Below are 24375 nucleotides of genomic sequence, written 5' to 3'. Positions count from 1 at the left end.
TGGTCGACGGGGGTGTGCCCGCACCGGGAGGCGCCAATGTGGCACGGCTCCCAGGTGTCGCGGAAGTACCTCAGTGCTAAATCGTTGTTGCACTGAGATGCCGATACTTCACCGCTGAGAGATCCATCGGTACGGTTTCGAGGATGAGCCCCTCAACCCCCTCCGGTGGAGACGCCGCGGTCTCGGTGCAGTTGCGATCCGGCGTCTACGCCGACTCGGTGAAGCTCATGCAGGTGAGCCGCCGGATCGGCGCGCGCGAGGGCGTCTCCGCCGTCCTCGTCGCCATGGCCACCCCGCTCAACCTCGAGCTCGCCGCCGGCATGGGCCTGGCCCCCGAGGAGCCGACGAGCCCCGAGCAGCTGCTGGTCGCCGTCCGTGCCGCCGACGACGAGACGCTCGCCGCCGCGCTTGCCGACGTCGACGCCGCGCTGGCCGAGCGCGAGCGCTCCACCGGCAGCGCCGCCGCGGTCCCGCACCGCACCATCGGCGCGGGGCTCGACGAGCTCTCCCCCGAGTCGCCCGCCCTGGCGATCGTCAGCGTGCCCGGGCAGTACGCCGTCGCCGAGGCCGCCGACGCGATCGCCGCCGGGCGCAGCGTGCTGGTCTTCTCCGACGGCGTCCCGGTCGAGCACGAGGTCGCGCTCAAGCGAGCCGCGCACCAGGCCGGCGTGCTGGTCATGGGGCCCGACTGCGGGACGGCGATCGTCTCCGGCGTCGCCCTGGGGTTCGCCAACGTCGTCCGCCCCGGCCCGGTGGGCCTGGTCGCGGCGAGCGGCACCGGTGCGCAGCAGGTGTCCTGCCTGCTGGACATGGCCGGGGTCGGCGTCTCGCACGTGCTCGGCGTGGGCGGGCGCGACCTCAAGGAGGAGGTCGGCGGGCTGGCCACCCTCGACGCGCTCGCCGCCCTCGACGCCGACCCCGCCACCGAGCGGGTGCTGCTGGTCTCCAAGCCGCCCGCGCCCTCGGTCGCCGCCGCGGTGACCGACGCCGCCGGGCAGCTCTCCGTGCCGGTGCGCTCCGCCGTCCTCTCGCCCGAGACCCCCGACCTCACCGCCGCCGTCGAGGCGCTCCTCGCCGACATGGGGCTCGACGTGCCGGTGTGGCCGTCGCGCCCGGGCTCCGCCGAGGCCGCCGTCCCGGGCGCGGCGCTCAAGGGGCTCTACTCCGGCGGCACGCTCGCCGACGAGGCGATGCTGCTGGCCTCCCCGGCGCTGGGCGGCATCCGCTCCAACATCCCGCTGCGGCCCGATCTCGACCTGGGTACGGACCTGTCCGCCACCGGCCACCTGGTCGTCGACTTCGGCGACGACGCCCTCACGGTGGGCCGCGCGCACCCGATGATCGACCCGACGCTGCGGCTGGAGGCGATCGAGGCGCTGGCCGCCTCCGACGAGCCCGCCGTCCTGCTGCTCGACGTCGTCCTCGGGTACGGCGCCGACCCCGACCCCGCCGGCGCGCTCGTGCCCGCGCTCACCGCCGCCCGCGAGCGGCGCGCGCTGCCGGTCGTCGTCGCGCTGATCGGCACCGAGGGCGACCCGCAGGGCTGGTCCCGGCAGGCCGACGCCCTCGCCACCGCGGGAGCCGCGGTCTTCTCCTCCAACGCCGCGGCCACGCGGTACGCCCTCGACCTGCTGGGAGCCACCGCATGAGCCTGCAGAACCTGCTCTCCGGCCCGCCGGCGATCGTCGCCGCCGGCGTCGACGTCTTCTCCGATGCGCTGCGCGCGCAGGGCGCCGACGTCCAGGACGTCGACTGGCGCCCGCCGGGCTTCGGCGACGCGGCCGACCTCGCCGCGCTGGCCCTGGACCCCCGCCGCGCCACCGCGAACCGCACCGCCGTCGAGCGGCTGATGGCCGCGGGCTCGCTGCTGGTGGACGTCCGCCCCGCGCGCGAGGTCATCGGCCTCACCGACCGCACGCTCCTGCACTCCGGCCCGCCACTGGAGTGGGAGAACGCCTCGGGCCCCATGCGCGGCGCGCTGGTCGGGGCCTGCCTGTTCGAGGGCTGGGCCGACGACGTCGAGGAGGCCGAGATCCTCCTCTCCACCGGCGCGGTGACCCTCGAGCCCTGCCACCACCACCGCACCGTCGGGCCGATGGCCGGCGTGACCAGCCCGTCGATGTGGATGTGGTGCCTGGAGGACCCGGTCACCGGCGGCCAGGCGTTCTGCAACCTCAACGAGGGCCTCGGCAAGGTGCTGCGCATGGGTGCCTTCAACGAGGAGGTCCAGATCCGGCTGCGGTGGATGCGCGACGTCCTCGGCCCGGTGCTGTCCAAGGCCGTGCGCGGTTCGATCGACGCCGGCAACGACCCGCTGGACGTCAAGGGCGTGCTCGCCCAGATGCTGCAGATGGGCGACGAGGGGCACAACCGCAACCGCGCCGGCTCGCTGATGGCGCTGCGCGAGCTCTCGCCGTCGATCGTGGCCAGCGGCGCCCCCTCGTCCGACATCGCCGACGTGCTGCGCTTCATCGGCGGCAACGAGCACTTCTTCCTCAACCTCGGCATGCCGACGGCGAAGCTCGCGCTGGACGCGGCCAGGAACATCCCGGGCTCCACGATGCTCACCGTCATGTCGCGCAACGGCACCGAGTTCGGCATCCAGACCTCGGGCACCGGTGACCGCTGGTTCACCGGCCCGGCGAACACCCCGGTCGGCCTGTTCCTCGGCGACTACGGCCCGGACGACGCCAACCCCGACATCGGCGACTCCGCGATCATGGAGACCTACGGCATCGGCGGCTTCGCCATGGCCGCGGCGCCGGCGATCGTCCGGTTCGTCGGCGGCACCGTGCCGGACGCGCTCGCCACCACCGAGCGCATGTACCAGCTGACGCTCGCGGAGAACCCGGCGATGCAGATCCCGATCATGGGCTTCCGCGGCTCGCCCACCGGGATCGATGTGCTGAAGGTCGCCCGCACCGGCTGGCTGCCGCAGATCAACACCGGGATGGCGGGGCGGGTCGCAGGCACCGGCCAGGTGGGCGCCGGGCTGGTGCAGCCTCCGCAGCAGTGCTTCGAGCAGGCGCTGGCGGCGCTGGCCGAGGAGGCCCGCACCGCCTGAGCCCCCCAGCGCGACGAACCCGTGGCCATGGGCAGGGCTGATGACCACGGGTTCGTCGCGCTCGGGGGAGCGTCGGGTCAGGGGCGGCCGGTGCCGCCGGACGGGGGCCGGATCAGAGCAGGCCGCGGGCCCGCAGCGACCGCAGCCCGGCGAAGACGTGCCGGCGGACCAGGTCCTGGGTCTTCTCCGGCATGTCGACGAACCGCAGGCTCAGCTCGATGCCGCGATCCTGCCGCGGGATCCGCCGGATCACCTCACCGCGGCAGGGCAGCTGCTCGCCGTCCTCCAGGCAGACGACCAGCGGGAGCACCGCCCCGAGGCGCAGCGGGCTCTCCGGTTCCGCGGGGGGTGCGTCCTCGGCCACCGGTTGCTCGGCCACCGGTTGCTCGGCCACCAGTTCCTCGGCCGCGGGCTGCGACGCGGACGCGCGCGCCGGGTCGGGCGGCGAGAAGAGCGCCCGGATGCCGCCCTCGCTGATGTCCACGGTCAGGCCGTTCAGGACGTCCGGTCCGACCGCCATCTGCACCTGCAGGCTCAGCGGCGCGCGGACCGCGGACCGCCGCTGACCCCGGGTGGACGGGCCGACGGGGCGCAGCCGCCACTGCGCCGGGTGGAGCTCCGCCGCGACCAGTTCGGTGGGGAGGGAGCGGAGCTCCTCGGGTCCGCGCCAGAGCACCTCGACGTGCTCGCCGACGTCCAGGCGGACCCGCCGTCGCGTGCGGTCCTCGCCGATGGACACGACGATCTCGGTGGGGTCCGAGGACTCGACGAGGCTGATCAGCACGTCGCCCCTGCTCGTGGCGAGAAGGTCGACGACGGTGCGCGCCTCCGGGTAGTCCACCCCCGGGTTCTCCAGCATCCCTGGCCCCTCCTCCTACTAGAACGGACGCGTCTTGGATCGCGCGCAGGCTAGTGGGGCGAGCCGGGCATCGGGCTGCATTGGCGGCGAACTCCCGTCCCGGCGTGTCGTCGCGATCAGCGACCGGGAAGGCCGAGCGCGGTCAGGCGGGGCCGCAGGTGAGCAGGTGGTCGACGGCGGCGGCGAACCCCTCGACGTCGTCCAGAGCCTCGGTGAAGGGGACCCGCAGGTCGGAGCAGCCGCTGCGGCCCTGCACCCGGAACCGGACGCCGAACCGGTCCAGCCCGAGCAGCCGCACGTCGTCGCGCCGCCCGGCCCAGTCCTGCACGCGCGCGCAGAGCCGGCCCAGCGGCTCCCGGTGGGCAGACATCAGCTCGGTCTCCGCGCCGCTGACCGCGTCGGGCCGGGCGGCGCGGAAGTCGTCGGGGTCCACAACGGCGCGGGTGCCGGACTCCTCGAGCTCCACCTCGGCGAGGTCCAGCCGCACCAGCGTCGCGCCGAGCCCCACCTCGAACAACGCGTCCGCCGGCGTGGACTCGGCGAAGTCGAGCAGCAGCCGCGGGACCTCCGGCTCGGCCACCGGCGCGAGCCAGCCCGTCAGCTGCACCAGCCCCCGGACGGGGAGGCGCAGGGGGAAGGGGGCGCGGTCGGCGACGGTGAGCCGGGCGGGGGCGTCGCCCAGCGGCGAGCGGCGCAGCGCCGCCATCGCGCCGCCGTCGGTGGGGACGACGAGCAGGACGTCGCCGCCGGCGGTCGTGGTCGCCGCGCGCACCTGGCAGGAGCCGGCCCCCGCCAGGTGCAGCGTGGCGGCCGGGCGGATCGCGACGGTTCGGGCGCGCTCGGCGGCGGGCGGCTGCCGGTCGACGGCCGTGGGCGGGTGGGTCGGGCCGGCCGTCATGGACCACCTCGGGGAGCTCGTGGAGGAGTAGTAAGGTGAGCCTAACCAAACCGGAGGTCCCCAGTGAACACCCCCCGTCCCAAGGTCCGGCTCAGCCGCGCGCTGGGCATCCCGCTCACCCCGAAGTGCGTCCCGTACTTCGAGCGCCGCCCCTACCCGCCGGGCGAGCACGGGCGGAAGCGTCGCAAGGACAGCGACTACTCCACCCGCCTCAAGGAGAAGCAGCGGCTCCGGGCGCAGTACGACATCAGCGAGACCCAGCTGCGAGCCGCCTTCGACCGCGCCAAGCGCACCGGCGGCAAGACCGGCGAGGCGCTGATCCAGGACCTCGAGTCGCGCCTGGACGCGACCGTGTTGCGCGCCGGCTTCGCCCGCACCATCTACCAGGCCCGCCAGTTCGTCACCCACCAGCACGTGCTGGTCAACGGCAAGCGCGTCGACCGCCCCTCCTACCGGCTCGACCCGGGCGACTTCGTGCAGATCGCCGAGAAGTCGCGTGCCAAGGACCCGTTCGTCGTCGCCGCCTCCGGGGCGCACGCCGAGGCGCCGACGTACCTCGAGGTGCACCTCGCCGACCTGGTCTGCCGCTACGAGCGGACCCCCACCCGCGAGGAGGTGCCCGTCGTCTGCGAGGAGCAGCTCGTGGTGGAGTACTACTCCCGCTGACCGCTGCGAGACCTGCGCACCGGCCTCGATCGCCCGTTCGGCGGGGCCGGTGCGGCGATCCCGCCCCGGCCGAGGTGGCAACCCGGCGGGGTGGCTTCTGATCGCGCCCAATACGCCGGCTGCGGCCGCGGGTGCGAAGATGCCGGGCAGCACGAGCGAACGGCCGCCGGGACGGCGGCGCGAGGCGTGCCCGGGCGGGCGGGGAGCGGAGCGCTGAACAGGCATCTGGCGGAGTTGATCCCCGGCGGTCCGCGGTCGGAGCTGCAGCGCATGGTCCTCGAGCACGACTGGTCGACCACCCCCCTGGGGCCGCAGGCAGAGTGGTCGTCGACGCTCCGGACCGCACTGAGCAGCGCGCTGAACTCGCGCTTCCCGTTCCTGCTCATGTGGGGCCCGGAGCTCGTCATGATCTACAACGACGCCTACGCCCCGATGCTGGGGGCCCGCCACCCCGCCGCCCTGGGTCGCTCGGCGCGGGAGGTCTGGTCGGACATCTGGAGCGCCCTCGACCCCATGGTCGGGGAGGTGATGGCCGGGCGGGCCACCTACTCCGAGGACCTGCCCCTCGTCATGACGCGCAACGGGTTCGAGGAGGAGACCTACTTCTCCTTCTCGTTCAGCCCGGTGGTGGAGCCGGGCGGCGCGGTGGTCGGCCTGCTCGACACCGTCGTGGAGACCACCCACCGCGTGCTCGCCGCCCGCCGGCTCGGCGTCCTCCAGCGGCTCGGCAGCCTCCCCCGGGCCGCGCACGGGGACACGACCGAGGCGGTGTCCACGGCCCTCGGGGTGCTGGCCGACGCCCGGGCCGACTGCCCGTTCGGGCTGGTCTACCTGTCGGACGGGGGCGACGGTGCCCCGCGGTTCGTCGCCGGCCAGGGCCTCGCCGTCGACGGCGAGCTCGCCACCAGCTCGATTCCCGAGCGGGTGCGCCGGGCCGTGGCGACCGGGGAAGCGCAGACGGTGACCGGGCTCGCCGCGCGGTTGCCCGGACTGTCCAGCGCCGGTGCGAGCCCCGCCGGCCAGGCCGACGTCGACACCGCCGTCGTCCTGCCGCTCACCGCCGCCGGCGCCGAGCGGCCGATCGGCGCCCTGGTCCTGGGTGCCAGCCCGCACCTCCCCCTCGACGACGACTACCGCATCTTCATGACGCTGGCCGCGGGCCAGGTCGCCGCGGCGGTCGGCGATGCCCAGGCGGTCGCGGCCGAGCGCCGGCGGGCCGAGGAACGGGCGCGCTCCGAGCGGGTGCGGGCGCAGTTCTTCACCGACGTCGCCGTCACCCTGCAGCGGGCGGTCCTCGGCCCCACCGTGCTGCCCGAGGGGTTCGCCGTCCACTACGAGCCGGCCACCGGGACCCTCGAGGTGGGCGGCGACTGGTACGACGTGGTGGACCTGCCCGACGGCGGCTACGGCGTGGTGGTGGGTGACGTGGTCGGTCGCGGGTTGCCCGCCGCCGCGGTGATGGGTCAGCTGCGCAGCGCCGGGCGGGCGCTGCTGCTCGAGAGCCGGTCGCCCTCCCACGTGCTCGAGGCGCTGGACCGGTTCGCCGCCATGGTGCCCGGCGCCGCCGTCAGCACCATGTTCTGCGCCGTCATCGACGTCCACGCCGGCACCCTCTGCTACAGCAGCGCGGGGCACCTGCCGGCGGTGCTGGTCCAGGAGGACGGCACCAGCCTGCTGCTGGAGGACGCGCGCGGCCTCCCGCTCGCCGTGGTGGACGGCGCCCGCCCGGAGGTGGAGCGGCCGCTGCCCGCCGGCTCGACGCTCCTGCTCTACACCGACGGCCTGGTGGAGCGGCGGGACGAGGTGCTCGACGAGGGGATCGACCGGGCCGCGGCGGCGCTCGTGGAGGGCCGCCACCTGGGCCCCGCGGAGCTGAAGACCCTGCTCACCGAGCGGCTGCTGGGCGACGCCCCGGACGACGACGTCGCCTTCGTCCTCCTCCGCCGGGGCTGAGGCGGGCGGAGCGGGGGTGGACGTCGTGCGGACGAGCAAGCGGCTGTCGTTCCTGCTGCGCCACCGCCCCGACGCGGCGGGCCTCACCCTGGACGCGGCCGGCTGGGCCGACGTCGACCGGCTGCTCGCGGCGCTGGGGATCTCCCGGGAGGAGCTCGAGCACGTCGTGGCCGCGAACGACAAGCGCAGGTTCGCCTTCGACGACACGGGCACCCGGATCCGGGCGAGCCAGGGGCACAGCGTGCCGGTCGAGCTCGGCTACCTGCCCGAGCCGCCGCCGGAGGAGCTGTTCCACGGCACGGTCGAGCGGTTCCTCCCGGCCATCCTGGCCGAGGGGCTGCGGCCGGGCCGCCGGCACGCGGTGCACCTCTCGGCCGACGTCGCCACCGCCCGGGCCGTCGGCGGACGACGGGGACGCGCGGTGGTGCTCCGGGTGGACGCGGCCGGCATGGCCGCGGACGGGTTCGCCTTCCGCCGTTCCGCCAACGGCGTGTGGCTGGTGGACGACGTCCCCCGGCGGTACCTGACCGTGGTGGGCGGCGGCTCCGACCGAGGAGGGTGACCGGCTCAGTCGCCCAGGACGCCGCGGAACGTCTCCTCGGTCTCGGCGAACAGCTCCTCCAGCCCGGCGCTGCCGATGAACTCCTCGGGGACGTAGCGCTCGTCGAGCGTCTCGACCACGGCCGGCTCCTCCCCGGCGCTGCGCAGCGTGTCCTCCAGGGTCTGCCGCACGTCGTCGGGGAGGCCGGCGGGGGCGATGACCCCGAAGGTGGTCGTGCTCTGGACCAGCTCGGGGTACCCCTCCTCGACGAAGGTGGGGGCGTCCACGTACGGCAGCGGCTCCTCGCTGCCGACGGCGAGGACGCGGAGGTCGCCGGACTCGATCGCCGGCAGCACGTCCTGGGAGAGGTTGAGGAAGCCGGCGGTCACGTTCTCGCCCAGCAGCGCCGTCTGCACCTCGGAGTTGCCGTCGAACGGGACGACCGTCAGCGGCACGTCGTAGAGCTGGGTGATCCGCCGCGTCTCGGCGGCGTGCGTGTTCGTGGCGCCGGGGGTGCCGACGGTGACCGAGTCGGGATCCGACTGCGCGGCCCCGAACAGCGAGGCCAGGTCCTGGTGCGGCGAGTCGGCCGGCACCACGATGCCCGACGGCACGCGCGTGACGACGCCGATCGGGGTGAAGTCCTCACGGGTGTAGCCGACGTCGTTGGTCAGGTAGTTGAGGACCGCCGTCGGCAGCGCCGTCATGGACAGGGTGTGGCCGTCGGCCTCGGACTGGATCAGCTGCTGGTACGCGGTGGCGCCCGACGCCCCGGGGAGGTTCTCCACGACGACGGTCTCGCCGAGCTCCTCCTCCATGTGCGCCGCCAGGGCCCGCGCCGCGATGTCGGTCGGCCCGCCGGCGGTGTAGGGGACCAGCAGGCGGATGCTCTCCGTGGGGAAGCCGGCCGCCTCCCCTCCTCCCGGTCCGGGGTCGTCGCCGCCGCACGCGGTCAGCAGGGCGGCGGTGAGCAGGGCGGCGGGCACGCGGGCAGATCGCATGATGGCTCCTGACGTGGGGATGCCGGCATCGCCGTCCCCGGCGGGTGACCGTCCGTGTCCGGCGGTGGCACCCATCGTCCGGCATGGTGGCCGCCGCGGCACCCGCGCACGCCGGTCAGGCGGGGAGGCGGACCGCCAGCAGCGCGATGTCGTCGTCGCCGCGGCTGCCCAGGGCGCTGAGCAGCCCGTCGCACATGCGGTCCAGCGGCTCCCGGCCGAGCTCCCGCAGCGTCCGCACCAGCCAGGTCGTGCCGTCGTCGAGGGTCATGCCGCGGCGCTCGACCAGCCCGTCGGTGTAGAGCAGCAGCGTGTCGCCCCGGTGCAGCAGCAGGTCGTGGTCGGTGCGCGCCGGGCCGTCGCCCGGGCCGGCGCCGAGCAGCCGGTCGGGCATCCGCTCCAGCACCTCGACGCGGCCGTCGGCCCGCACGACCACCGGCGGGGGGTGACCCGCGTTGGACCACTGCAGCGGCACCGAGCCCGCGGGGACGCCCTCCGGGTCGATCGTGGCGACGGCGACGGTGACCAGCGTGTCCAGGCCCAGGCCCGCCAGGACGTCGTCCAGCACGGTCAGGGCGGCCGCGGGGGAGCCGTGCCCCACGCGGGCCAGGGCCCGGAGCATGCCGCGCGTCTGCGCCATGGTGGCCGCGGCGGGCGCATCGTGGCCGGCGACGTCGCCGATGACCAGCATCGTCCGCCCGTCGGCCAGCGGGAAGGCGTCGTACCAGTCCCCGCCCACCTGCGCGTCCCGGGCACCGGGGAGGTAGCGCGCGGCCGTCTCCAGCCCCGGCACGCTCGGGATCTCGCCCAGCAGCGCCCGCTGCAGCGTCTCCCCGGTCCGGACGGCGGCCCGCGTCGCGGCGGCCTCCGCGCCGAGCCGGGCGACGTGGGCCTCCCGGCGCAGCCGCAGCTCGCAGGTGACCACGGCGAGAGCGCCGCCGAGGGCGACGGCGACCAGGCGGATCGTCTGCGCCACCGCCGTCTCGGCGGTGTACTGCTGGCTGTAGAGGCCCAGCAGGGTGGCGACGACGAACGCGGCCGCCGCGTAGAGCACCGTGGCCCGGCGGCCGAGGAAGGTGGCCGAGGCGAGCGGGGCGATGACGCTGAGCCCCAGGACCACCTGCCCACGGCCGCTGACGACCTCCGCGATCACGACGAGCAGCAGCACCAGGGCCGGGAGCGCGGCGTTCACGCGACGTGACCGCTTCACCGCATCCCCCTCGTGCTCGCCCAGCGACGCGGCGCGTCCGGTGGACAACCTAGACGGAGGACGTCGTCACGGGGCGGTGCCGGGCATCGCGTCCATCGGCAGCCCGACGTAGAGCATGCCGATCAGGGCGCCGTCCTGGGCTCGCAGTCCGGTGTAGGCGGTGAAGTAGGGCCGGTCGGCCACCGTCGCGGCACCGGTGTAGGTCTCGCCGGCGAGGACCGCCGCGAGCACCGGGTTCGGGCGGCCGTCGGGGCCGGTGCGCCCGATGGCGGTGCCCACGTTGCGCCGCCCGGCCGGGGTGAGGACGGTCGTCGCGACCCGGACCATGCCGCCGTCACCGTTCAGGCGCTGGAACAGCGTGCAGCTGCCCCCGACCTGGCGCACCACGTCGTCGACGAGCGGGGCCGGCCGGCGGGGGTCGTCGCTGCGCTCCAGCGGCCGCCCGCCGAGCAGGAGGTCGGGGAGCGCGGCGGTGTGCGTCGCGCCGGTGGTCTGGTCGCGCACGGTCAGGGAGGTGCGGCCCTCGCCGAGGCCTGCGCCGCCCAGGTCGGCCAGGTGCTGCTCGGCGACCGCGAGCGCCCGGCGGACGTAGACCACCCGCTGGCTCTCGGCCAGCTGCCCGACGGCGTCGCTGATCCGCGCGGAGCCACCGGCGGCGCGCTCGACGTTCTCGACGACGCGGTCGGTGGCCGCCCGCTGCTGCTCGACGGCGGCGGCGATCGTGTCCTGCGCCTCGGCGATGGAGCCGAGCGTCCCGGTGATCCGCTGCACCGCTTCCACGGCCTGCTGCGTCTCCCGCTGCACCGCCGTGATCTGGGCGTCGATGTCGCGGGCGGCCTGGGCGGTGCGGTCGGCGAGCTCCTTCACCTCGTCGGCCACGACGGCGAAGCCGCGGCCGAGGTCGCCGGCCCGGGCGGCCTCGACCGAGGCGTTGAGCGCGAGGAAGCGGCTCTGCTGGCTGATCGCGCCGATCAGGCGGACGAACTGGGTGATGGACTCGCTGGCGGTCTGCAGGGCGGCGATCCGCTCGTCGACGGCGCGCGCGTCCCGCACCGCCTCCTCGGCGATGGCGGAGGCCCGGCCGGTGCTCGTGGAGATGTCGCCGATCGCGGCGCGCAGCTCGGCGAGCGTCGCGGCGGCCTCCGCGGACGTGTCGGAGACCTCGCGCGAGGCCTGGGCGAGGACGCCTGCCTGCCGCGCCGCGTCCTCCATGCTGGTGTCGCGCTCGGGCGCGCGCCGCGGCGTCGGGGAGGCCGGGGCGACCGCCGGGGGGAGCGGCGCGGAGCCTGACGACGTGGACGAGCGCACGACCCGTTCCTCCCTGCGGTCGACCGGCGGACCGGCCCGCGGACGGGCCGTCCCGGAACCGTAGGCCGCTGGTCGCCGGGCCGGGGAAGGCGCGCCGGGTGGGGCCGGAGGAGCCGCCGGAACGCCATTTCATCGCCATTCGGTGACCGCCCTGTAATTGTCGACTCGGCGACTCGAGTTTCTTTTGGGGCAGGAGTTGAGAATGCGCGGGGCTGTGCCGAGAACAGTGCCGTCAATGATTCGGCGCAGCCAGCACGTGGACCGGGTGACCAGCATCCCGGCGGGTCTGGGCCACTGAGAGAACGGGATCACTGCCATGCGCCTGTCGCGCGTTCTGCTCGCCGGTGTCGCGGTCGCCGGCGTCGCCGCCACCACCTCCGCCTTCACCGCCAGCAACAACTTCACCGGCGTCGACAACAACGTCGCCGGCTACGGGGAGATGACGGCGACCGGTGTGGCCGTCAGCAACATCGCCTACAACCCGGCATCGGACGCGACGAAGCTCGCCAGCGTCGTCTTCACGGTGGGCCAGGACACCAGCAGCATGGACGCGGTGATGACGCTCACCTCCGGTGAGCCCGACGTCGTGACGCCGGGCAGCACGTCGGTGTGCTCCCCTTCGGGCACCAGCGCGCCGTACCTGGTCACGTGCGTGCTCGACGCCGCTGTTGATTTCACCGCGTTCGACAAGACGGCCCTCACGGTCACCTCGAACTAGCAGTCCGCCTGGTCGAGGCGGCCTCGGGTCGCCTCGCCCGAGATCCCGATCGGTGCCTTGACATGACCGCCGCGTCACGAGTCGCGAGCACCAGCGCCGTCGTCGCGCTGGTGCTCGCGACCGTGTGGCTGTTCTGGCCGCAGGGCCTGGGCGGTGGCACGACGTACGTGACCACCTTCGGGCAGAGCATGGAACCCGGGTTTTCTGCCGGTGACCTGGCCGTCCTCAGCAGGGCCGGGTCCTACTCGGTCGGTGACGTCGTCGCCTACGAGAGCGAGTCGCTCGGCACGATCGTCATGCACCGCATCGTCGCGGCGGACGCCGAGGGCTTCGTGACCCAGGGCGACAACAACGACTGGCTCGACGAGGACCGCCCGACGCAGGAGGAGATCCTCGGCCGGCTGCTCGTGCGCATCCCGCAGGGCGGCACGGCGCTCGAGGCGATCGGTTCCCCGTGGGTGCTCGGAGCCGTGGGCGTCGCGACCTCGCTGGTCCTCTCCGCGACCCGGCGCAGGGGCGGCGGCCACCGTGCCCGCGCGCTCCGCCGCCGGCTGCCCGCCCTGCGTACGCCGTCGTTCTCCCTGCCGGCCTTCTCCGCGCCGGCGGTCTCGCTGCCCCGCGTCGCCGGTGGCTCCGTGCCGATGATCGTCCGGGCACGCGCCCGGCAGGTGGCGCTGACCGCCGCGGCCGTCGCCCTGGTCGCCGCCCTCGGTGCCGGCGCCCTGCACCTCCTCCCCGGCACCGAGACGGTCGAGGAGCCGGCCACGGTCACCCAGCAGGGGCGCTTCTCCTACACCGGGACCGCCGAGCGCGGCACCACCTACCCGGACGGGGCGGTGGCGACCGGCGACACCGTCTGGACCAAGCTGTCCACCGGCCTGGCCGTCTCCTACGAGGGCACCGTCACCGGTCCCGACCTCGCCCACCTCCAGGGCGCCCTGCGCCTCGACGTCACCATGACGGCCGCCGACGGCTGGAGCACCTACCTGGACAGCGGCCCGGTCGTCGGTTTCGCCGACGGCCTCGCGACGGCGTCGGTCGACGTCGACGCCGCCCGCGCCGCGGAGGTGCTGGCCCGGCACTACGCCGAGGTCGGCGTCTCCGGCAGCTCCGCGACGCTGACCGTCACCCCTACCGTGGCGCTCTCCGGCACCACACGCGGCACCGCTTTCGAGGCGGGCTCCCCGGCCGGCCTGGACTTCGCGCTCGACCCGACGGCCCTGCGCCTGGCCGGAGACCCCGAGACCGTGCTCTCCACGCTGACCCCGACGTCGGTGCCGGTGACGACGGTCGGGCCGCGCTCGTTCGACGTCCTCGCGCTGTCGGTCCCCATCGGGCTCGCCCGCGGCCTGGCCCTCGTCGTGCTGGCGCTCGCGCTGCTCGTCGCCGGCATCGGGACGCTGCTCGGCCGGGCAGGCCCCGGTGACGCGGCCGACGAGTTCCTCGTGCGGCACGCCGACCGGATCGTGCCGGTGGCCGGCCTCGGCCCGGGCGGCACGGTCATCGACGTTTCCGACGCGGACTCCCTGCGTCGGGTCGCCGAGCGGTTCGACACCGTCGTCCTGCACCACGCCGGCCCGGACGGCGACGTCTTCGCCGTCCGGGACGTGGACGCCACCTACCGCTTCGTCGTCCCGGGTGGTGCGGGGCGCCGCGCGCGGCCGCCGGTGCCGGCGCCGACCCCGGGACGGCGTCCGGCCGCGGACGAGGACCTCACCGCGCCCCTCCCGACCGGCCTGCCCGGCCTCCTGGCCTGAGGCCCCGGGGACGACTTCGGGGAAGCAGGGCTCCGGACCGCCGTCCGGACCCCCGCTTCCCCGAAGTCGTGCTGTGGGCTCTTACGCCTCGCTCGTGGCGCGACTCCGCGCCCCGGTCCGCTCCCCGCTCGCCCCTCGCTGCGGGGCTCCCGGGGCTCCCGGGGCTGTCGTCACGCCTTGACGATCGCGGCGACCGGACCGCCGCCGGACGGGCCCTGGTGCACCGCGGCCACCGAGACGAAGACCGCCGGGTCGCCGGTCACCGACGCCGTCACGCCACCGACGCACGCCTTGATCTGGCGGTGCCACGAGACGTCGGAGTCGTCGAGCATCGCGTTGCGCCGCCCGCGCACCTTGCCGTCGGGCGAGGCCTCGCACTTGAGGAAGACGTTGACCAGCCGGTCGCCCAGATCGGTGTGGTGCGGCCGCTCGGGCAGCTCCAGGCCGGCGTCGCGGATCGCGGCCCAGATGCCGTCCTGGTCCAGCGCGTCCTTCATGACCGAGTGGCCCACGCGGTAGCTACCGCCGTGGCCGCGGGCGTTGCCGACGACGACGATCTGCGCCCGGTCCAGCTCCACGCCCGACGAGCACGAGGCGACGGAGGAGTACAGGGAAAGGTCCCGCATGATCTGCTCCTGCGTCGGCATCTCGATCTCGCCGAGCGCCACCGCGATCCCCAGTGCCGTCGTGCCGTTGGAGATGTCCATCGAGCCGTGCGGCTCCTCCAGGATCGTCGTCTCCCCGCGCTGGTGGGCGTCGCGGATCGTGTCGATCGTCAGCAGCGGCGTCTTCGTCTGCACGTAGTGGACGTCGGCCGGGTCGGTGATGCCGGCGGCCGCCATCGCCTTCTTCACGCCCTCGGCGACCTTCTCCACCATCGCGACGCGGCCGATGTCCTCGGGCAGCAGGACGTCGCTCATCGCGTAGCCGACGGTCAGCCGCGGCTCGTCGGTCTTCTCGACCGCGTCCTCGGGCAGCGTGGCGAAGATCGTGGCGTGCGGGCTGATGACGCCGTCGGTGCCGCCGGACCACACGATGGGGATGTCACCGACCTCCTCCTTGCTCCGCGAGCCCTTCTCGAGCAGCACCTCGCGGAAGGCGCGGTCGGCGATGATCCGCGTGTAGTCGTTGATCCCGCCGTTGCCCTCGGTCTTGCCGATGACGGCGACGACGCGGTCGGCGTCCATCACGCCGTCGTCGATGAGCTTGGCGAGCTCGGAGGCGTCGCTGACGTTGTGCAGCGGGACCTTGCGGACCTCGATCGGTGCGGGCATGCGCATTCCCTTCAGGAGGAGGTGAGGACGGTGCCGGCGTCGTCGCCACGGACGGCGTCGGCGATGTGGTCGAGCGAGGTGATGACGGCGCGCGTTCCGCCTGCCTCCACGAAACGTAGGGCCGCCTCGACCTTGGGGCCCATCGAGCCGCGGGCGAACTGCCCGGCCTCGGCGAGCTCCCGCAGCTCGGCGGCGGTGACCCGGCCCAGGGGGCGCTGGTCGGGCGTCCCGAAGTCGACCATCACGTTCGGGACGTCGGTGGCGATCACCAGGGTGTCGGCGTCGACGTCACGGGCGAGGATCGCGGCGGTCAGGTCCTTGTCGATGACCGCCTCCACGCCGCGCAGCGCGTGCCCGTCCACGTGGTCGTCGACCACCGGGATGCCGCCACCGCCGGCGCAGACGACGACGAACCCCGCCGCGGCCAGGGCGTGGATGGCGGGGGAGTCGACGACGGCCAGCGGTTCGGGGGAGGCGACGACGCGCCGCCAGCCCTTCTCCCCGCGGTCCTCCCACCGCTGCCCGAGCGAGACGAACCGTTCCGCCCGCTCGCGGGGCAGGAAGCGGCCGACCGGCTTGGAGGGCTCGGCGAAGTGCGGGTCGTCGGCGTCGACGAGGGTGCGGGTGACCAGTGCCGCGGTGCGCTGGGCGAGGCCGCGTGCGGCGAGGGCGGCGTCGAGCTCGTCGGCGACGGTGAACCCGATCGTGGCCTGGGTCTGCGCGACGTTCCAGTCCAGCGGGACGGGCGGCACCTCGTGCGCGGCCAGCTCGTTCTTGACGAGCAGGTTGCCGACCTGGGGCCCGTTGCCGTGCGTGAGCACCACCTGGACACCGGCGGCGACCACCTCGGCGACGTGCCCGGCGGCCTCCCGGATCGCGCCGCGCTGGGCCTCCGGCGTGGCGGAGCCGTCGGCGCCGGTCATGGCGTTGCCGCCGAGGGCGATCACCACGCGCGTCGACGTCACCCCGGGGACCCTAGCCGCATTTTCCTTAGCGGTGAAGTAGTTGTGGGGGAGGTGTTCAAGGACCTGTCCCCGGACGCCGACAAGGGCAGGGTGACGCCGCACCCCGTCCCGCCGACGGCCACCCCCGCGCAGGACCTGCTCGCCGAGTACGGGTTGCCGGACGACGCTCCGCACGAGCAGCTGCGTGCGGTGACGCGGGTCGCCGCCACGGTCTGCGGCGTCCCGAACGCGGTGGTGAACCTGCTCGACGAGTGCTTCCAGCACGGCGTGGGTTCCGTGGGCTTCGAGGGCGGCCGGACCGATGTCCGGTCGTCCATGTGCTACTACGCGCAGCGCGACGAGTCGCTGCGGTACGTGCCCGACGCCACGCTCGAGCCCGTCTTCGCGGTCAACCCGTGGGTCGACGGCCGGTCGGGCTCCATCCGCCTCTACGCGTCGGCACCGCTGGAGCTGCCCGACGGCCGGGTGCTCGGCAGCCTCTGCGTGTTCGACGAGGAGCCGGGCCGCATGTCCCCGGCTCAGATCTCGGCGCTCGAGGACCTCGCCGCGCAGGCGGTGGCCCTGTTCGAGCAGGGGCGGCTGGTCCGCGAGGCGGAGCGGCGCGGCGCGCTGACCGCGGCCCTGCTGGAGAGCATCGACGTCGGCGTGGTGGCCTGCGACGCCGAGGGGCGCCTCACCCTGTTCAACCGGGCGTCCCGCGACTTCCACGGGCTGGCGGAGGACGCCGGGCTGGACGAGGAGCAGCAGGCCGTCGCCTACTCGCTCTTCGAGACCGACGGCGTGACGCCGATGCCGGCCGGGCGCATCCCGCTGTTCCGCGCGCTGCGCGAGGGCGGGGTGCACGACGCGACCCTCGTCATCCGCCCGGCCGACCGCGAGGCGCGTACCCTGCGCTGCGACGGCGCGGCGATGCGGGACAGCTCCGGTCGCCTGCTCGGGGCCGTCGTCGCCATGAAGGACGTGACGGGGGAGCGCGCCGCCGCCCGCGAGCTCGCCGCGGCGCGCGACCAGGCGCTGGCCGCGACCCGTGCGAAGACGGCGTTCCTGGCCGCCGCCAGCCACGAGATCCGCACCCCGCTCAACGGCGTCCTCGGCATGCTCGAGGCGCTCACCCTCGGCTCGCTCGACCCGCGGCAGGCGGAGTACGTGCAGCTCGCCCGCAGCTCGGGTGAGTCCCTGATGGCGCTGCTCAACGACGTCCTGGACCTGTCCAAGGCCGAGACCACCTCGGTCACCCTCGCCGAACGCGAGCTGCGGCCGGGCGACGTCGCCACCGAGGTCGTGACGGCGCTGGCCCCGCTGGCCCACCGGAAGGGGCTGGACCTCGTCGTCGCGGCCGGTGACCACCCCGTGGTCGTCGGCGACCCCCGTGCGGCTGCGCCAGGTCGTCATGAATCTCGTCGGGAACGCGCTGAAGTTCACCGAGCGCGGCCGGGTGGACGTCGCCGTCCGCACCGACAGCTGCGCCACCGGGTCGACGGTCCGCCTCCGGCTGTCGGTCCGGGACACCGGCCCCGGCATGGAGCCCGACGAGATCGACCGGCTGTTCCGGCCGTTCACCCAGGGCGCCCAGGGGGCCCGGGCCGGGGGGACCGGGCTCGGGCTGGCCCTGAGCCGGCAGATCGTGGAGCTCATGGGCGGGCGGATCGACGTCGTCAGCAGGCCCGGCGCCGGCTCGCTGTTCACCCTGGTCGTCGACCTGCCCGCCGCGGCCGCGCGGCCGGACGCCCCGGCGCCCGCGCCGGAGCTCGCCGCCCCACCCGCCGGCACCACCCCGGCCGCCCCGCTCCGCGGGATCCGGGTGCTGGTCGCCGACGACAACGACATCAACCTGCGCGTCGCCGAGGCGCTGCTGCGCGCCGAGGGCGCCGACGTCGTCACCGTCGGGGACGGCGAGGAGGCCGTGCGGGCCGTGGAGCTCGGGGACTTCGACCTCGTCCTGCTGGACATGCAGATGCCCCGCATGTCGGGTCCGGAGGCGGCGCGGGCCATCCGCGGCCTGCCCGGCCCCGCGGCCGGGACGACGCTTCTCGCGCTCACGGCCGCCACCGCCGAGGAGGAGCGGGCCACCTGCCTGCGGGCCGGGATGCAGGGCGTGCTGACCAAGCCGGTCCGCCGGGCGCAGCTGCGGACCCTGCTCGACGGCCTCCCCGCCCGGGTCTGAGCACGGTCAGGCGGGCTCGGCCGGGTCCTCGTCGTAGGGGCCCAGCGGCCGCTGCGCCCACAGCACGTCCCGCCACCGGCCGTGCTTCCACCCGATCCGCCGGTAGGTGCCGATCGGCTCGAAGCCCATCGCCGCGTGCAGCCCCTCGCTGGGCTCGTTCGGCAGGGTCATGCCGGCGATCGCGGTGCGGTAGCCGCGCCGGGCGAGCCGCTCGAAGAGGGCGGCGTAGAGCGCGCGCCCGCCCCCGCGCCGTCCTCGGCCCTCGGCCAGGTAGACGCTGACCTCGCAGGACCACCGGTAGGCGGCGCGCTCCTTGTACGGCCCGGCGTAGGCGTACCCGACGACGCCGCCGTCGTCCTCGAGCACCAGCCAGGCGTGCGTGCGCAGGGCCGCGGCGATCCGACCGGCCATCTGCTCGGCCGTCGGCGGCTCCGTCTCGAAGGTGATCGCCGTACCCGTGACGTAGGGCGCGTAGATCGCCGCGCAGGCCGCGGCATCGGCCACGGTGGCGTCCCGGACGGTCGGAGCGAGGCCCATGATCAGCAACGTAGGCCCGGTGCGTCCTCGCGCGGGCGTGAGGTCGGCCACCTCGGCCCGCCGAGGGCGGGGCGCCCGGGGCCGCTGGGCTACCGTCCCGCGCCGTGCCTGCCGCCCCCTCCTCGACGACTGTCGCGGGGCTGGTGACGGCGCTCGTCGGGTTCCTCAGCTCCTTCGCGGTCGTGCTGACCGGGCTCCGGGCGGTCGGCGCCACCCCGGGGCAGGCGGCCTCGGGCCTGGTCGTCCTCTCGCTCGCGATGGGGCTGGCCACCGTGCTGCTGGCCCAGCGGACCCGCATGCCGATCACCGTGGCCTGGTCCACGCCCGGCGCCGCGCTGCTGGCGACGGCCTCCGCGCCCTCCTGGGAGGTGGCCGTCGCCGCCTTCGTGGTGGTCGGCGCGCTCGTCCTGCTCACCGCGGCGTGGCCCCGGCTGGGCGGCGCGATCGCGGCCATCCCGCCGGTGCTGGCCCAGGCGATGCTGGCCGGCGTCCTCGTCCCGCTGTGCCTGGAGCCGGTCCGGTCCGCGCTGGAGATGCCGTGGCTGGTGGTGCCCGTCGTCCTCGTCTGGGCGCTGCTGCTGCGGTTCTCCGCGCGCTGGGCGGTGCCGGCCGCGTTTGCCGTCACCCTCGGCATCATCGGGGTGCTCGCCCACCGCGAGGGCGGGGTCGAGGTGTCCGCGCTCGTCCCGGCCCTGGAGTGGACGACACCGGACTTCACCTCCACGGCCGTGCTCGGGCTGGCGCTGCCCCTGTTCGTGGTGACCATGGCCTCGCAGAACGTGCCGGGCATGGCGGTGCTGGCCGCCTACGGGTACCGGGCGCCCTGGCGGTCGGCCATGGCGGTGACCGGCGCCGGGACGGTGCTCGGCGCCCCGTTCGGCGGCCACGCGGTCAACCTGGCCGCCATCAGCGCCGCCCTCGCCGCCGGCCCGGAGGCGGACGCCGACCCGGCGCGCCGCTACCTGGCCGCGCGGACCGCGGGCCTGGCCTACGTCGGTTTCGCGCTGGTCTCGGCCGCCGTCGCCGCGCTCGTGGTCACGGCGCCCGCCGGCTTCGTCGCGGCGGCCGCGGGGCTGGCGCTGTGGCCGGTGCTGGCTGCCTCGCTGAGCGGGGCGCTCGCGCGGGCGGAGGACCGGATCCCCGTCGTCGCCACCTTCCTCGTGGCGATCAGCGGCGTCACCGTGGGCGGCATCGGATCGGCGTTCTGGTCGCTCGTCGTCGGCCTGGCCTTCTGGGCCTGGTACCGGCCGGCGCCGGCCGTCGCCTGATCCCTCAGCGGCGCCAGAAGTCGAAGCGGTCGCGCCCGGGCCGGAAGCCGGCGGCCTCCGCGACGGCGACGGCGAGGTCGAACTTCTGCCCGACGGGGGCGGGCGCGTGCGCGTCGCTGCCGAAGCTGACCGCCTCGCCGCCGGCCTCGTGGAACCAGCGCACCTGGTCGGCCGACGCCAGCGGGCTGCTGGTGTTGATCTCCAGCGCGCGGCCGCTGCCGGCGAGGGCCCGGAAGACCGCCCGGTACTCCTCCTCGTAGTCCTTCTCGACGTACCGGTGGCTGCCGCCGGGCCAGTAGCGCCGCGGGAAGTCCACGTGGGCGAGCACCTGGAAGACGTCGCTGCTCTCGATCATCCCGACCATCTCGCCGAGGTAGCGGCGCATGGTCGCGTCGGCGTCGACGTGCAGCAGCCGCCCCACCCCGACCAGCCGCCCTTCGTCGGTCAGCGAGTGCAGCGAGCCCAGGATCCGGTCGACGGGGGAGTCCTCGAGGTGGCGGGCGATGCTGGCGGCGAAGAGGTGCGGCTCGCCGGTCTCGACGCCCGACCAGATGCGCAGCTCAGGGAACCGGTCGCGCACCTCGGCCAGCTCGGCGAAGTACCCCTCGACGTCGATGGGCAGCTGGTGGGCCGGGTGGCGGTCGACCAGCCCCTCGGCGGTCGCCCGGTCCTCGTCGTGCCAGACGGTGAAGTCCAGGTGCTCGGTGAACGCGACCGCCGGCAGCCCCTGGGCGATCGCCCGCTCGCAGGCCCTGCGCATGGTCGACGAGTCGGGCGTGTCCCACGACCAGTGGGTGTGCACGTGGTTGTCGGGCGGCAGCTGCCCCTGGTGTGCCCTGTCCCTTGCCATCGCCTGTGGATTCTCCCCGCCGTCCCCAGGTGGCGCGCGGCCACCCGTTCCGTCCCTGGTCGTGCCTACTGTCGTCGCCATGAGCACCGCCGCACCGCCGTCCTCGATCGCCGACGAGGCCCTGGAGATCCTCCGGGAGCTCACCGGCCGTCCCGACGCCGTCTTCCGCGAGGGGCAGGACGCCGCGGTGGCCGCGCTGGTGGAGCGCTCCCAGCGCGCGCTGGTCGTCCAGCGCACCGGCTGGGGCAAGTCCGCGGTGTACTTCGTGTCCACCGCGCTGCTGCGCCGCCGCGGCGCCGGGCCGACGCTCCTGGTGTCGCCGCTGCTGGCGCTCATGCGCGACCAGGTGGCGGCGGCGGCCCGCGCCGGCATCCGGGCGGTCGAGATCTCCAGCGCCAACATGACCGAGTGGGACGACATCGCCGCCCGCCTGGCCGCCGACGACGTCGACGTCCTGCTCGTCTCCCCCGAGCGGCTGACCAACCCGCGCTTCCGCGAGGAGCAGCTGCCGGGCCTGGTCGCCCGGTGCGGCCTGGTCGTGGTCGACGAGGCGCACTGCGTCTCCGACTGGGGGCACGACTTCCGGCCCGACTACCGCCGCATCCGCGACCTGCTGGGCACCCTGCCCACGGGGACGCCGGTGCTGGCGACCACCGCGACCGCCAACGAGCGGGTGGTGGAGGACGTCGCCGAGCAGCTGGGCGCCGGCGGGGTCGAGGTGACCACGGTCCGCGGCCCGCTCTCCCGGGACTCCCTGCGGCTCGGGGTGCTGCGCCTGCCGTCGGACCGCGCGCGCCTGGCCTGGCTCGCCGCGCACCTCGGCGACCTCCCGGGCAGCGGCATCGTCTACACGCTCACGGTGGCGGCGGCGGAGGAGACGGCGAACCTGCTGCGCGACGCCGGCCACGAGGTGCGCGCCTACACCGGCCGCCTCGACGACGCCGACCGCAAGGACGCCGAGGAGGCGCTGCGGGAGAACCGGGTGAAGGCGCTGGTCGCCACCTCCGCGCTCGGCATGGGCTTCGACAAGCCCGATCTCGGCTTCGTCGTCCACCTGGGTGCGCCATCGTCGCCGGTCAGCTACTACCAGCAGGTCGGCCGCGCGGGCCGCGCCGTCGAGCACGCCGACGTCCTGCTGCTGCCCGGGCCCGAGGACATCGCCATCTGGCAGTGGTTCGCCACCTCCTCCATGCCGCGGGAGGACCACGCGGCCGCGGTGCTCACCGCCATGGCGGACGGCAAGGCCTGGTCGGTGGCGCGGCTGGAGACGGTCGCCGACGTCCGCCGCTCGCGGCTCGAGCTGCTGCTCAAGGTGCTCGCCGTCGACGGCGCGGTCGAGCGCGTGCAGGGCGGGTGGCGGTCCACCGGGCGGCCGTGGGTCTACGACGCCGACCGCTATGCCCGGGTCACCCGCACCCGGGAGGCCGAGCAGCGGGCGATGCTCGCCTACGCCAAGCCCGTCGACGAGGCCGAGTGCCGCATGGCTTTCCTGCAGTCCGCGCTCGACGACCCGACGGCGTCCCCCTGTGGCCGCTGCGACGTCTGCGCGGGCCCCTGGTACGCGACCGACGTGCCCGAGGCGGCGTCCGAGGCGGCGTCGGCCGCGCTCGACCGGCCCGGTGTGGAGCTGGCGCCCCGCGCGATGTGGCCGACCGGCGCCGACCGGCTCGGTGTCGACGTCAAGGGCAAGATCGCGCCCGGGGAGCAGCTGCAGACCGGCCGCGCCGTCGCCCGGCTCACCGACCTCGGCTGGGGTCAGCGGCTGCGCTCCCTCCTCGGTGACGACGGCGTCGGCGGGGTCGTCGAGCTCGACCTCGAGGCGCCGAGCATCGAGGAGGACCCGGACGCCGCCTTCGACGTCCCGGTGCGCCGGTCGGTCTCCGACGTGCCGCCGGACGAGGAGCTCCTGCGGGCCTGCGGCCGGGTGCTCGCCGCCTGGGACTGGGCGGAGCGCCCGGCGGCCGTGGTGGCGATGCCGTCGCGACGCCGTCCGCAGCTGGTGGACGGCGTCGCGCAGGGCCTGGCCCGGATGGGGCGGCTGCCCTACCTCGGCGAGCTCTCGCTCGCCCACGGCGGGCCGACGGGACAGCCTGGTGGCAACAGCGCGTTCCGGCTGGCCGCGGTCTGGGACCGCATCGCCGTGGGCCCGGAGCTGCGCGCCCGGCTGGCGGAGGTGACCGGGCCGGTCCTGCTCGTCGACGACCTGGCCGACTCGCGCTGGACCATGACGGTCGCCGGCCGGGAGCTGCGCCGGGCGGGTGCGGTCGCCGTGCTCCCGTTCGCCCTGGCTCTCACCGCCTGAGTTCTCCACAGGTTTTCGCACACATGTGCGAAAAGTCGGGGTAGCGTGCCGGCATGCACGTGGCGCACCAGCCCTCGATGTGGGACCTCGCCGAAGAGGCCGCGGTCACGCCCCTCGCCGGGCACGTCGTCCGGCACCGGCTGTCTGCCGGCGCCTGGGTCGACCATCTCCCGGGTTGGGTGACCGGCTCGGACGAGGTGCTCGAGGTGCTGCTGGGCGACATCGGCTGGCGGGCGGACCGCCGCCAGATGTACGAGCGGGAGGTCGCCGTTCCGCGGCTCCTCCGGTGGTACTCCGGTCACGAGCCGCTGCCGCACCCGCTGCTCACCGACGCCCGCGACCTGCTGAACCGTCACTACCTGCCGGAACTGGGCGAACCCTTCGTCACCGCCGGCATGTGCCTCTACCGGGACGGGCGGGACAGCGTGGCCTGGCACGGCGACCGCATCGGCCGCGGCCGGTCGGCGGACACGATGGTCGCCATCGTCTCCTTCGGCTCACCCCGCCCGTTGCTGCTGCGCCCGGTCGGGGGCGGGGAGTCGCTGCGCTTCCCCTTGGGCCACGGCGACCTGGTCGTCATGGGCGGCTCGTGCCAGCGCACGTGGGAGCACTGCATCCCGAAGACGACGAAGCCGGTCGGTCCCCGGGTGAGCGTCCAGTTCCGCCCCCGCGGGGTCGCCTGAGCCCCGGAAGGCCCGGAACGACGCGGCTCGGGGGGCTTCGGAGGCGACCGAGGGACCCCCCCTGCAGACCCCCCTCCAGAGCGTGTATCGTTCTCCATGCACCGAGCGAGAACGGACCGGGCCGCGAGGCCTGGGAAACCGCCGGCGGAGCCCCTGAGGGCGAGCTGCTGCGGAACTCGGTGTACAGTGGGGAAACCGCCTAGGACGAGGGCCAAGAAATTGGCCGGACTTCTTGCGCGTCCGCTCCTTGAGAACTCAACAGCGTGCCGAAAGTCAGTGCCAAGTAATACCCCGTGCCGCGATTCTTGTGGTCGTGGCTGGGATTCCTTTGGTTGATTGATATCGCGAGTGTCAGCTCGC

Annotated in this window: 20 protein-coding genes and 1 pseudogene; 12 read left to right on the top strand and 9 right to left on the bottom strand. The window is 74.9% G+C overall.

Features of this window, described 5'->3' with window-relative positions:
• Positions 1-143: 143 nt before the first annotated feature.
• Together ACI792_RS15290 and ACI792_RS15285 are read left to right on the top strand one after the other, a co-directional pair.
• Positions 144-1649: an FdrA family protein gene (locus ACI792_RS15290; protein WP_456603341.1), complete on the top strand. Its 1506-nt coding sequence runs from the start codon at positions 144-146 to the stop codon at positions 1647-1649.
• Complete coding sequence (locus tag ACI792_RS15285) at positions 1646-3064, top strand: DUF1116 domain-containing protein (protein WP_456603340.1); 1419 nt, start codon at positions 1646-1648, stop codon at positions 3062-3064. The genes ACI792_RS15290 and ACI792_RS15285 overlap by 4 nt, the downstream gene beginning before the upstream one ends.
• 112 nt (positions 3065-3176) lie before the next feature.
• Here ACI792_RS15285 and ACI792_RS15280 read toward each other — a convergent pair whose 3' ends face one another.
• Together ACI792_RS15280 and ACI792_RS15275 are read right to left on the bottom strand one after the other, a co-directional pair.
• Positions 3177-3923, bottom strand: coding sequence for a PilZ domain-containing protein (locus ACI792_RS15280; RefSeq protein ID WP_456603339.1), 747 nt, complete (start codon positions 3921-3923; stop codon positions 3177-3179).
• Between the two features lie 142 nt (positions 3924-4065).
• Entirely contained in the window at positions 4066-4821 is a 756-nt protein-coding gene (locus ACI792_RS15275; protein WP_456603338.1) for a DUF2470 domain-containing protein, read from the bottom strand.
• 63 nt (positions 4822-4884) lie between these two features.
• Between ACI792_RS15275 and rpsD the strand changes: the two genes are divergently transcribed.
• The 3 genes from rpsD to ACI792_RS15260 all read left to right on the top strand — a co-directional run bounded on the left by rpsD (position 4885) and on the right by ACI792_RS15260 (position 8002).
• Positions 4885-5487: a 30S ribosomal protein S4 gene (rpsD, locus tag ACI792_RS15270; RefSeq protein WP_456603337.1), complete on the top strand. Its 603-nt coding sequence runs from the start codon at positions 4885-4887 to the stop codon at positions 5485-5487.
• A gap of 270 nt (positions 5488-5757) precedes the next feature.
• Entirely contained in the window at positions 5758-7440 is a 1683-nt protein-coding gene (locus tag ACI792_RS15265; protein ID WP_456603336.1) for a SpoIIE family protein phosphatase, read from the top strand.
• A gap of 16 nt (positions 7441-7456) precedes the next feature.
• Positions 7457-8002 (top strand): RNA 2'-phosphotransferase, encoded by a 546-nt coding sequence (locus tag ACI792_RS15260; RefSeq protein ID WP_456603335.1) that lies wholly within the window; start codon positions 7457-7459, stop codon positions 8000-8002.
• 5 nt (positions 8003-8007) lie between these two features.
• On the opposite strand, the gene ACI792_RS15255 is transcribed toward ACI792_RS15260, so the two are convergent.
• From ACI792_RS15255 to ACI792_RS15245, 3 genes are all read right to left on the bottom strand, one after another.
• Positions 8008-8982, bottom strand: a complete 975-nt coding sequence (locus tag ACI792_RS15255; RefSeq protein WP_456603334.1) for a tripartite tricarboxylate transporter substrate binding protein — start codon at positions 8980-8982, stop codon at positions 8008-8010.
• A gap of 115 nt (positions 8983-9097) precedes the next feature.
• Positions 9098-10171 (bottom strand): PP2C family protein-serine/threonine phosphatase, encoded by a 1074-nt coding sequence (locus ACI792_RS15250; RefSeq protein WP_456603333.1) that lies wholly within the window; start codon positions 10169-10171, stop codon positions 9098-9100.
• Positions 10172-10255: 84 nt separating this feature from the next.
• Positions 10256-11497 carry a Cache 3/Cache 2 fusion domain-containing protein gene (locus ACI792_RS15245; RefSeq protein ID WP_456603332.1) on the bottom strand — a complete coding sequence of 414 codons (1242 nt, stop codon included), beginning with the start codon at positions 11495-11497 and terminating at the stop codon, positions 10256-10258.
• A 316-nt stretch (positions 11498-11813) separates the two neighbouring features.
• Between ACI792_RS15245 and ACI792_RS15240 the strand changes: the two genes are divergently transcribed.
• Together ACI792_RS15240 and ACI792_RS15235 are read left to right on the top strand one after the other, a co-directional pair.
• A complete protein-coding gene (locus ACI792_RS15240) occupies positions 11814-12215 on the top strand; it encodes a hypothetical protein (RefSeq protein WP_456603331.1) in 402 nt (133 codons plus the stop codon).
• 62 nt (positions 12216-12277) lie between these two features.
• On the top strand, positions 12278-13972 hold the full coding sequence (locus ACI792_RS15235; protein ID WP_456603330.1) for a signal peptidase I: 1695 nt from the start codon (positions 12278-12280) through the stop codon (positions 13970-13972).
• Between the two features lie 170 nt (positions 13973-14142).
• Here the strand turns inward: ACI792_RS15235 and bar are convergent, their stop codons facing one another.
• Positions 14143-15246: a barbiturase gene (gene bar, locus ACI792_RS15230; protein WP_456603329.1), complete on the bottom strand. Its 1104-nt coding sequence runs from the start codon at positions 15244-15246 to the stop codon at positions 14143-14145.
• Positions 15247-15257: 11 nt separating this feature from the next.
• Positions 15258-16211 carry a carbamate kinase gene (locus ACI792_RS15225; protein WP_456603328.1) on the bottom strand — a complete coding sequence of 318 codons (954 nt, stop codon included), beginning with the start codon at positions 16209-16211 and terminating at the stop codon, positions 15258-15260.
• On the opposite strand from ACI792_RS15225, the pseudogene ACI792_RS15220 reads away from it, so the two are divergent.
• A pseudogene (locus ACI792_RS15220) lies at positions 16101-17375 on the top strand (histidine kinase dimerization/phospho-acceptor domain-containing protein); the annotation flags it as partial. The gene ACI792_RS15225 and the pseudogene ACI792_RS15220 sit on opposite strands and share 111 nt — an antisense overlap.
• A gap of 175 nt (positions 17376-17550) precedes the next feature.
• Positions 17551-18375 (top strand): ATP-binding protein, encoded by an 825-nt coding sequence (locus ACI792_RS15215; protein ID WP_456603327.1) that lies wholly within the window; start codon positions 17551-17553, stop codon positions 18373-18375.
• Positions 18376-18381: 6 nt separating this feature from the next.
• Here ACI792_RS15215 and ACI792_RS15210 read toward each other — a convergent pair whose 3' ends face one another.
• Complete coding sequence (locus ACI792_RS15210) at positions 18382-18912, bottom strand: N-acetyltransferase family protein (protein ID WP_456603326.1); 531 nt, start codon at positions 18910-18912, stop codon at positions 18382-18384.
• Positions 18913-19016: 104 nt separating this feature from the next.
• On the opposite strand from ACI792_RS15210, the gene ACI792_RS15205 reads away from it, so the two are divergent.
• Positions 19017-20180 (top strand): benzoate/H(+) symporter BenE family transporter, encoded by a 1164-nt coding sequence (locus ACI792_RS15205; protein WP_456603325.1) that lies wholly within the window; start codon positions 19017-19019, stop codon positions 20178-20180.
• A 4-nt stretch (positions 20181-20184) separates the two neighbouring features.
• Here the strand turns inward: ACI792_RS15205 and ACI792_RS15200 are convergent, their stop codons facing one another.
• Positions 20185-21030 carry a PHP domain-containing protein gene (locus tag ACI792_RS15200; RefSeq protein ID WP_456603324.1) on the bottom strand — a complete coding sequence of 282 codons (846 nt, stop codon included), beginning with the start codon at positions 21028-21030 and terminating at the stop codon, positions 20185-20187.
• A gap of 79 nt (positions 21031-21109) precedes the next feature.
• Between ACI792_RS15200 and ACI792_RS15195 the strand changes: the two genes are divergently transcribed.
• On the top strand, positions 21110-23332 hold the full coding sequence (locus ACI792_RS15195) for a DEAD/DEAH box helicase (protein WP_456582762.1): 2223 nt from the start codon (positions 21110-21112) through the stop codon (positions 23330-23332).
• Between the two features lie 53 nt (positions 23333-23385).
• Complete coding sequence (locus tag ACI792_RS15190; protein WP_456603323.1) at positions 23386-24015, top strand: alpha-ketoglutarate-dependent dioxygenase AlkB; 630 nt, start codon at positions 23386-23388, stop codon at positions 24013-24015.
• Positions 24016-24375: the final 360 nt, after the last annotated feature.

This window comes from Blastococcus sp. SYSU DS0669, assembly GCF_054050895.1.
This window is presented reverse-complemented; position numbering and strand designations above follow the sequence as displayed.

What these genes read in the sequence shown, in the direction of transcription:
- ACI792_RS15290 (WP_456603341.1), top strand. Translation starts at nt 144, where the DNA reads ATGAGCCCCTCAACCCCCTCCGGTGGAGACGCCGCGGTCTCGGTGCAG.
- ACI792_RS15285 (WP_456603340.1), top strand. Translation starts at nt 1,646, where the DNA reads ATGAGCCTGCAGAACCTGCTCTCCGGCCCGCCGGCGATCGTCGCCGCC.
- ACI792_RS15280 (WP_456603339.1), bottom strand. Translation starts at nt 3,923, where the DNA reads ATGCTGGAGAACCCGGGGGTGGACTACCCGGAGGCGCGCACCGTCGTC.
- ACI792_RS15275 (WP_456603338.1), bottom strand. Translation starts at nt 4,821, where the DNA reads ATGACGGCCGGCCCGACCCACCCGCCCACGGCCGTCGACCGGCAGCCG.
- ACI792_RS15265 (WP_456603336.1), top strand. Translation starts at nt 5,758, where the DNA reads ATGGTCCTCGAGCACGACTGGTCGACCACCCCCCTGGGGCCGCAGGCA.
- ACI792_RS15255 (WP_456603334.1), bottom strand. Translation starts at nt 8,982, where the DNA reads ATGCGATCTGCCCGCGTGCCCGCCGCCCTGCTCACCGCCGCCCTGCTG.
- ACI792_RS15240 (WP_456603331.1), top strand. Translation starts at nt 11,814, where the DNA reads ATGCGCCTGTCGCGCGTTCTGCTCGCCGGTGTCGCGGTCGCCGGCGTC.
- ACI792_RS15235 (WP_456603330.1), top strand. Translation starts at nt 12,278, where the DNA reads ATGACCGCCGCGTCACGAGTCGCGAGCACCAGCGCCGTCGTCGCGCTG.
- bar (WP_456603329.1), bottom strand. Translation starts at nt 15,246, where the DNA reads ATGCCCGCACCGATCGAGGTCCGCAAGGTCCCGCTGCACAACGTCAGC.
- ACI792_RS15210 (WP_456603326.1), bottom strand. Translation starts at nt 18,912, where the DNA reads ATGGGCCTCGCTCCGACCGTCCGGGACGCCACCGTGGCCGATGCCGCG.
- ACI792_RS15200 (WP_456603324.1), bottom strand. Translation starts at nt 21,030, where the DNA reads ATGGCAAGGGACAGGGCACACCAGGGGCAGCTGCCGCCCGACAACCAC.
- ACI792_RS15195 (WP_456582762.1), top strand. Translation starts at nt 21,110, where the DNA reads ATGAGCACCGCCGCACCGCCGTCCTCGATCGCCGACGAGGCCCTGGAG.
- ACI792_RS15190 (WP_456603323.1), top strand. Translation starts at nt 23,386, where the DNA reads ATGCACGTGGCGCACCAGCCCTCGATGTGGGACCTCGCCGAAGAGGCC.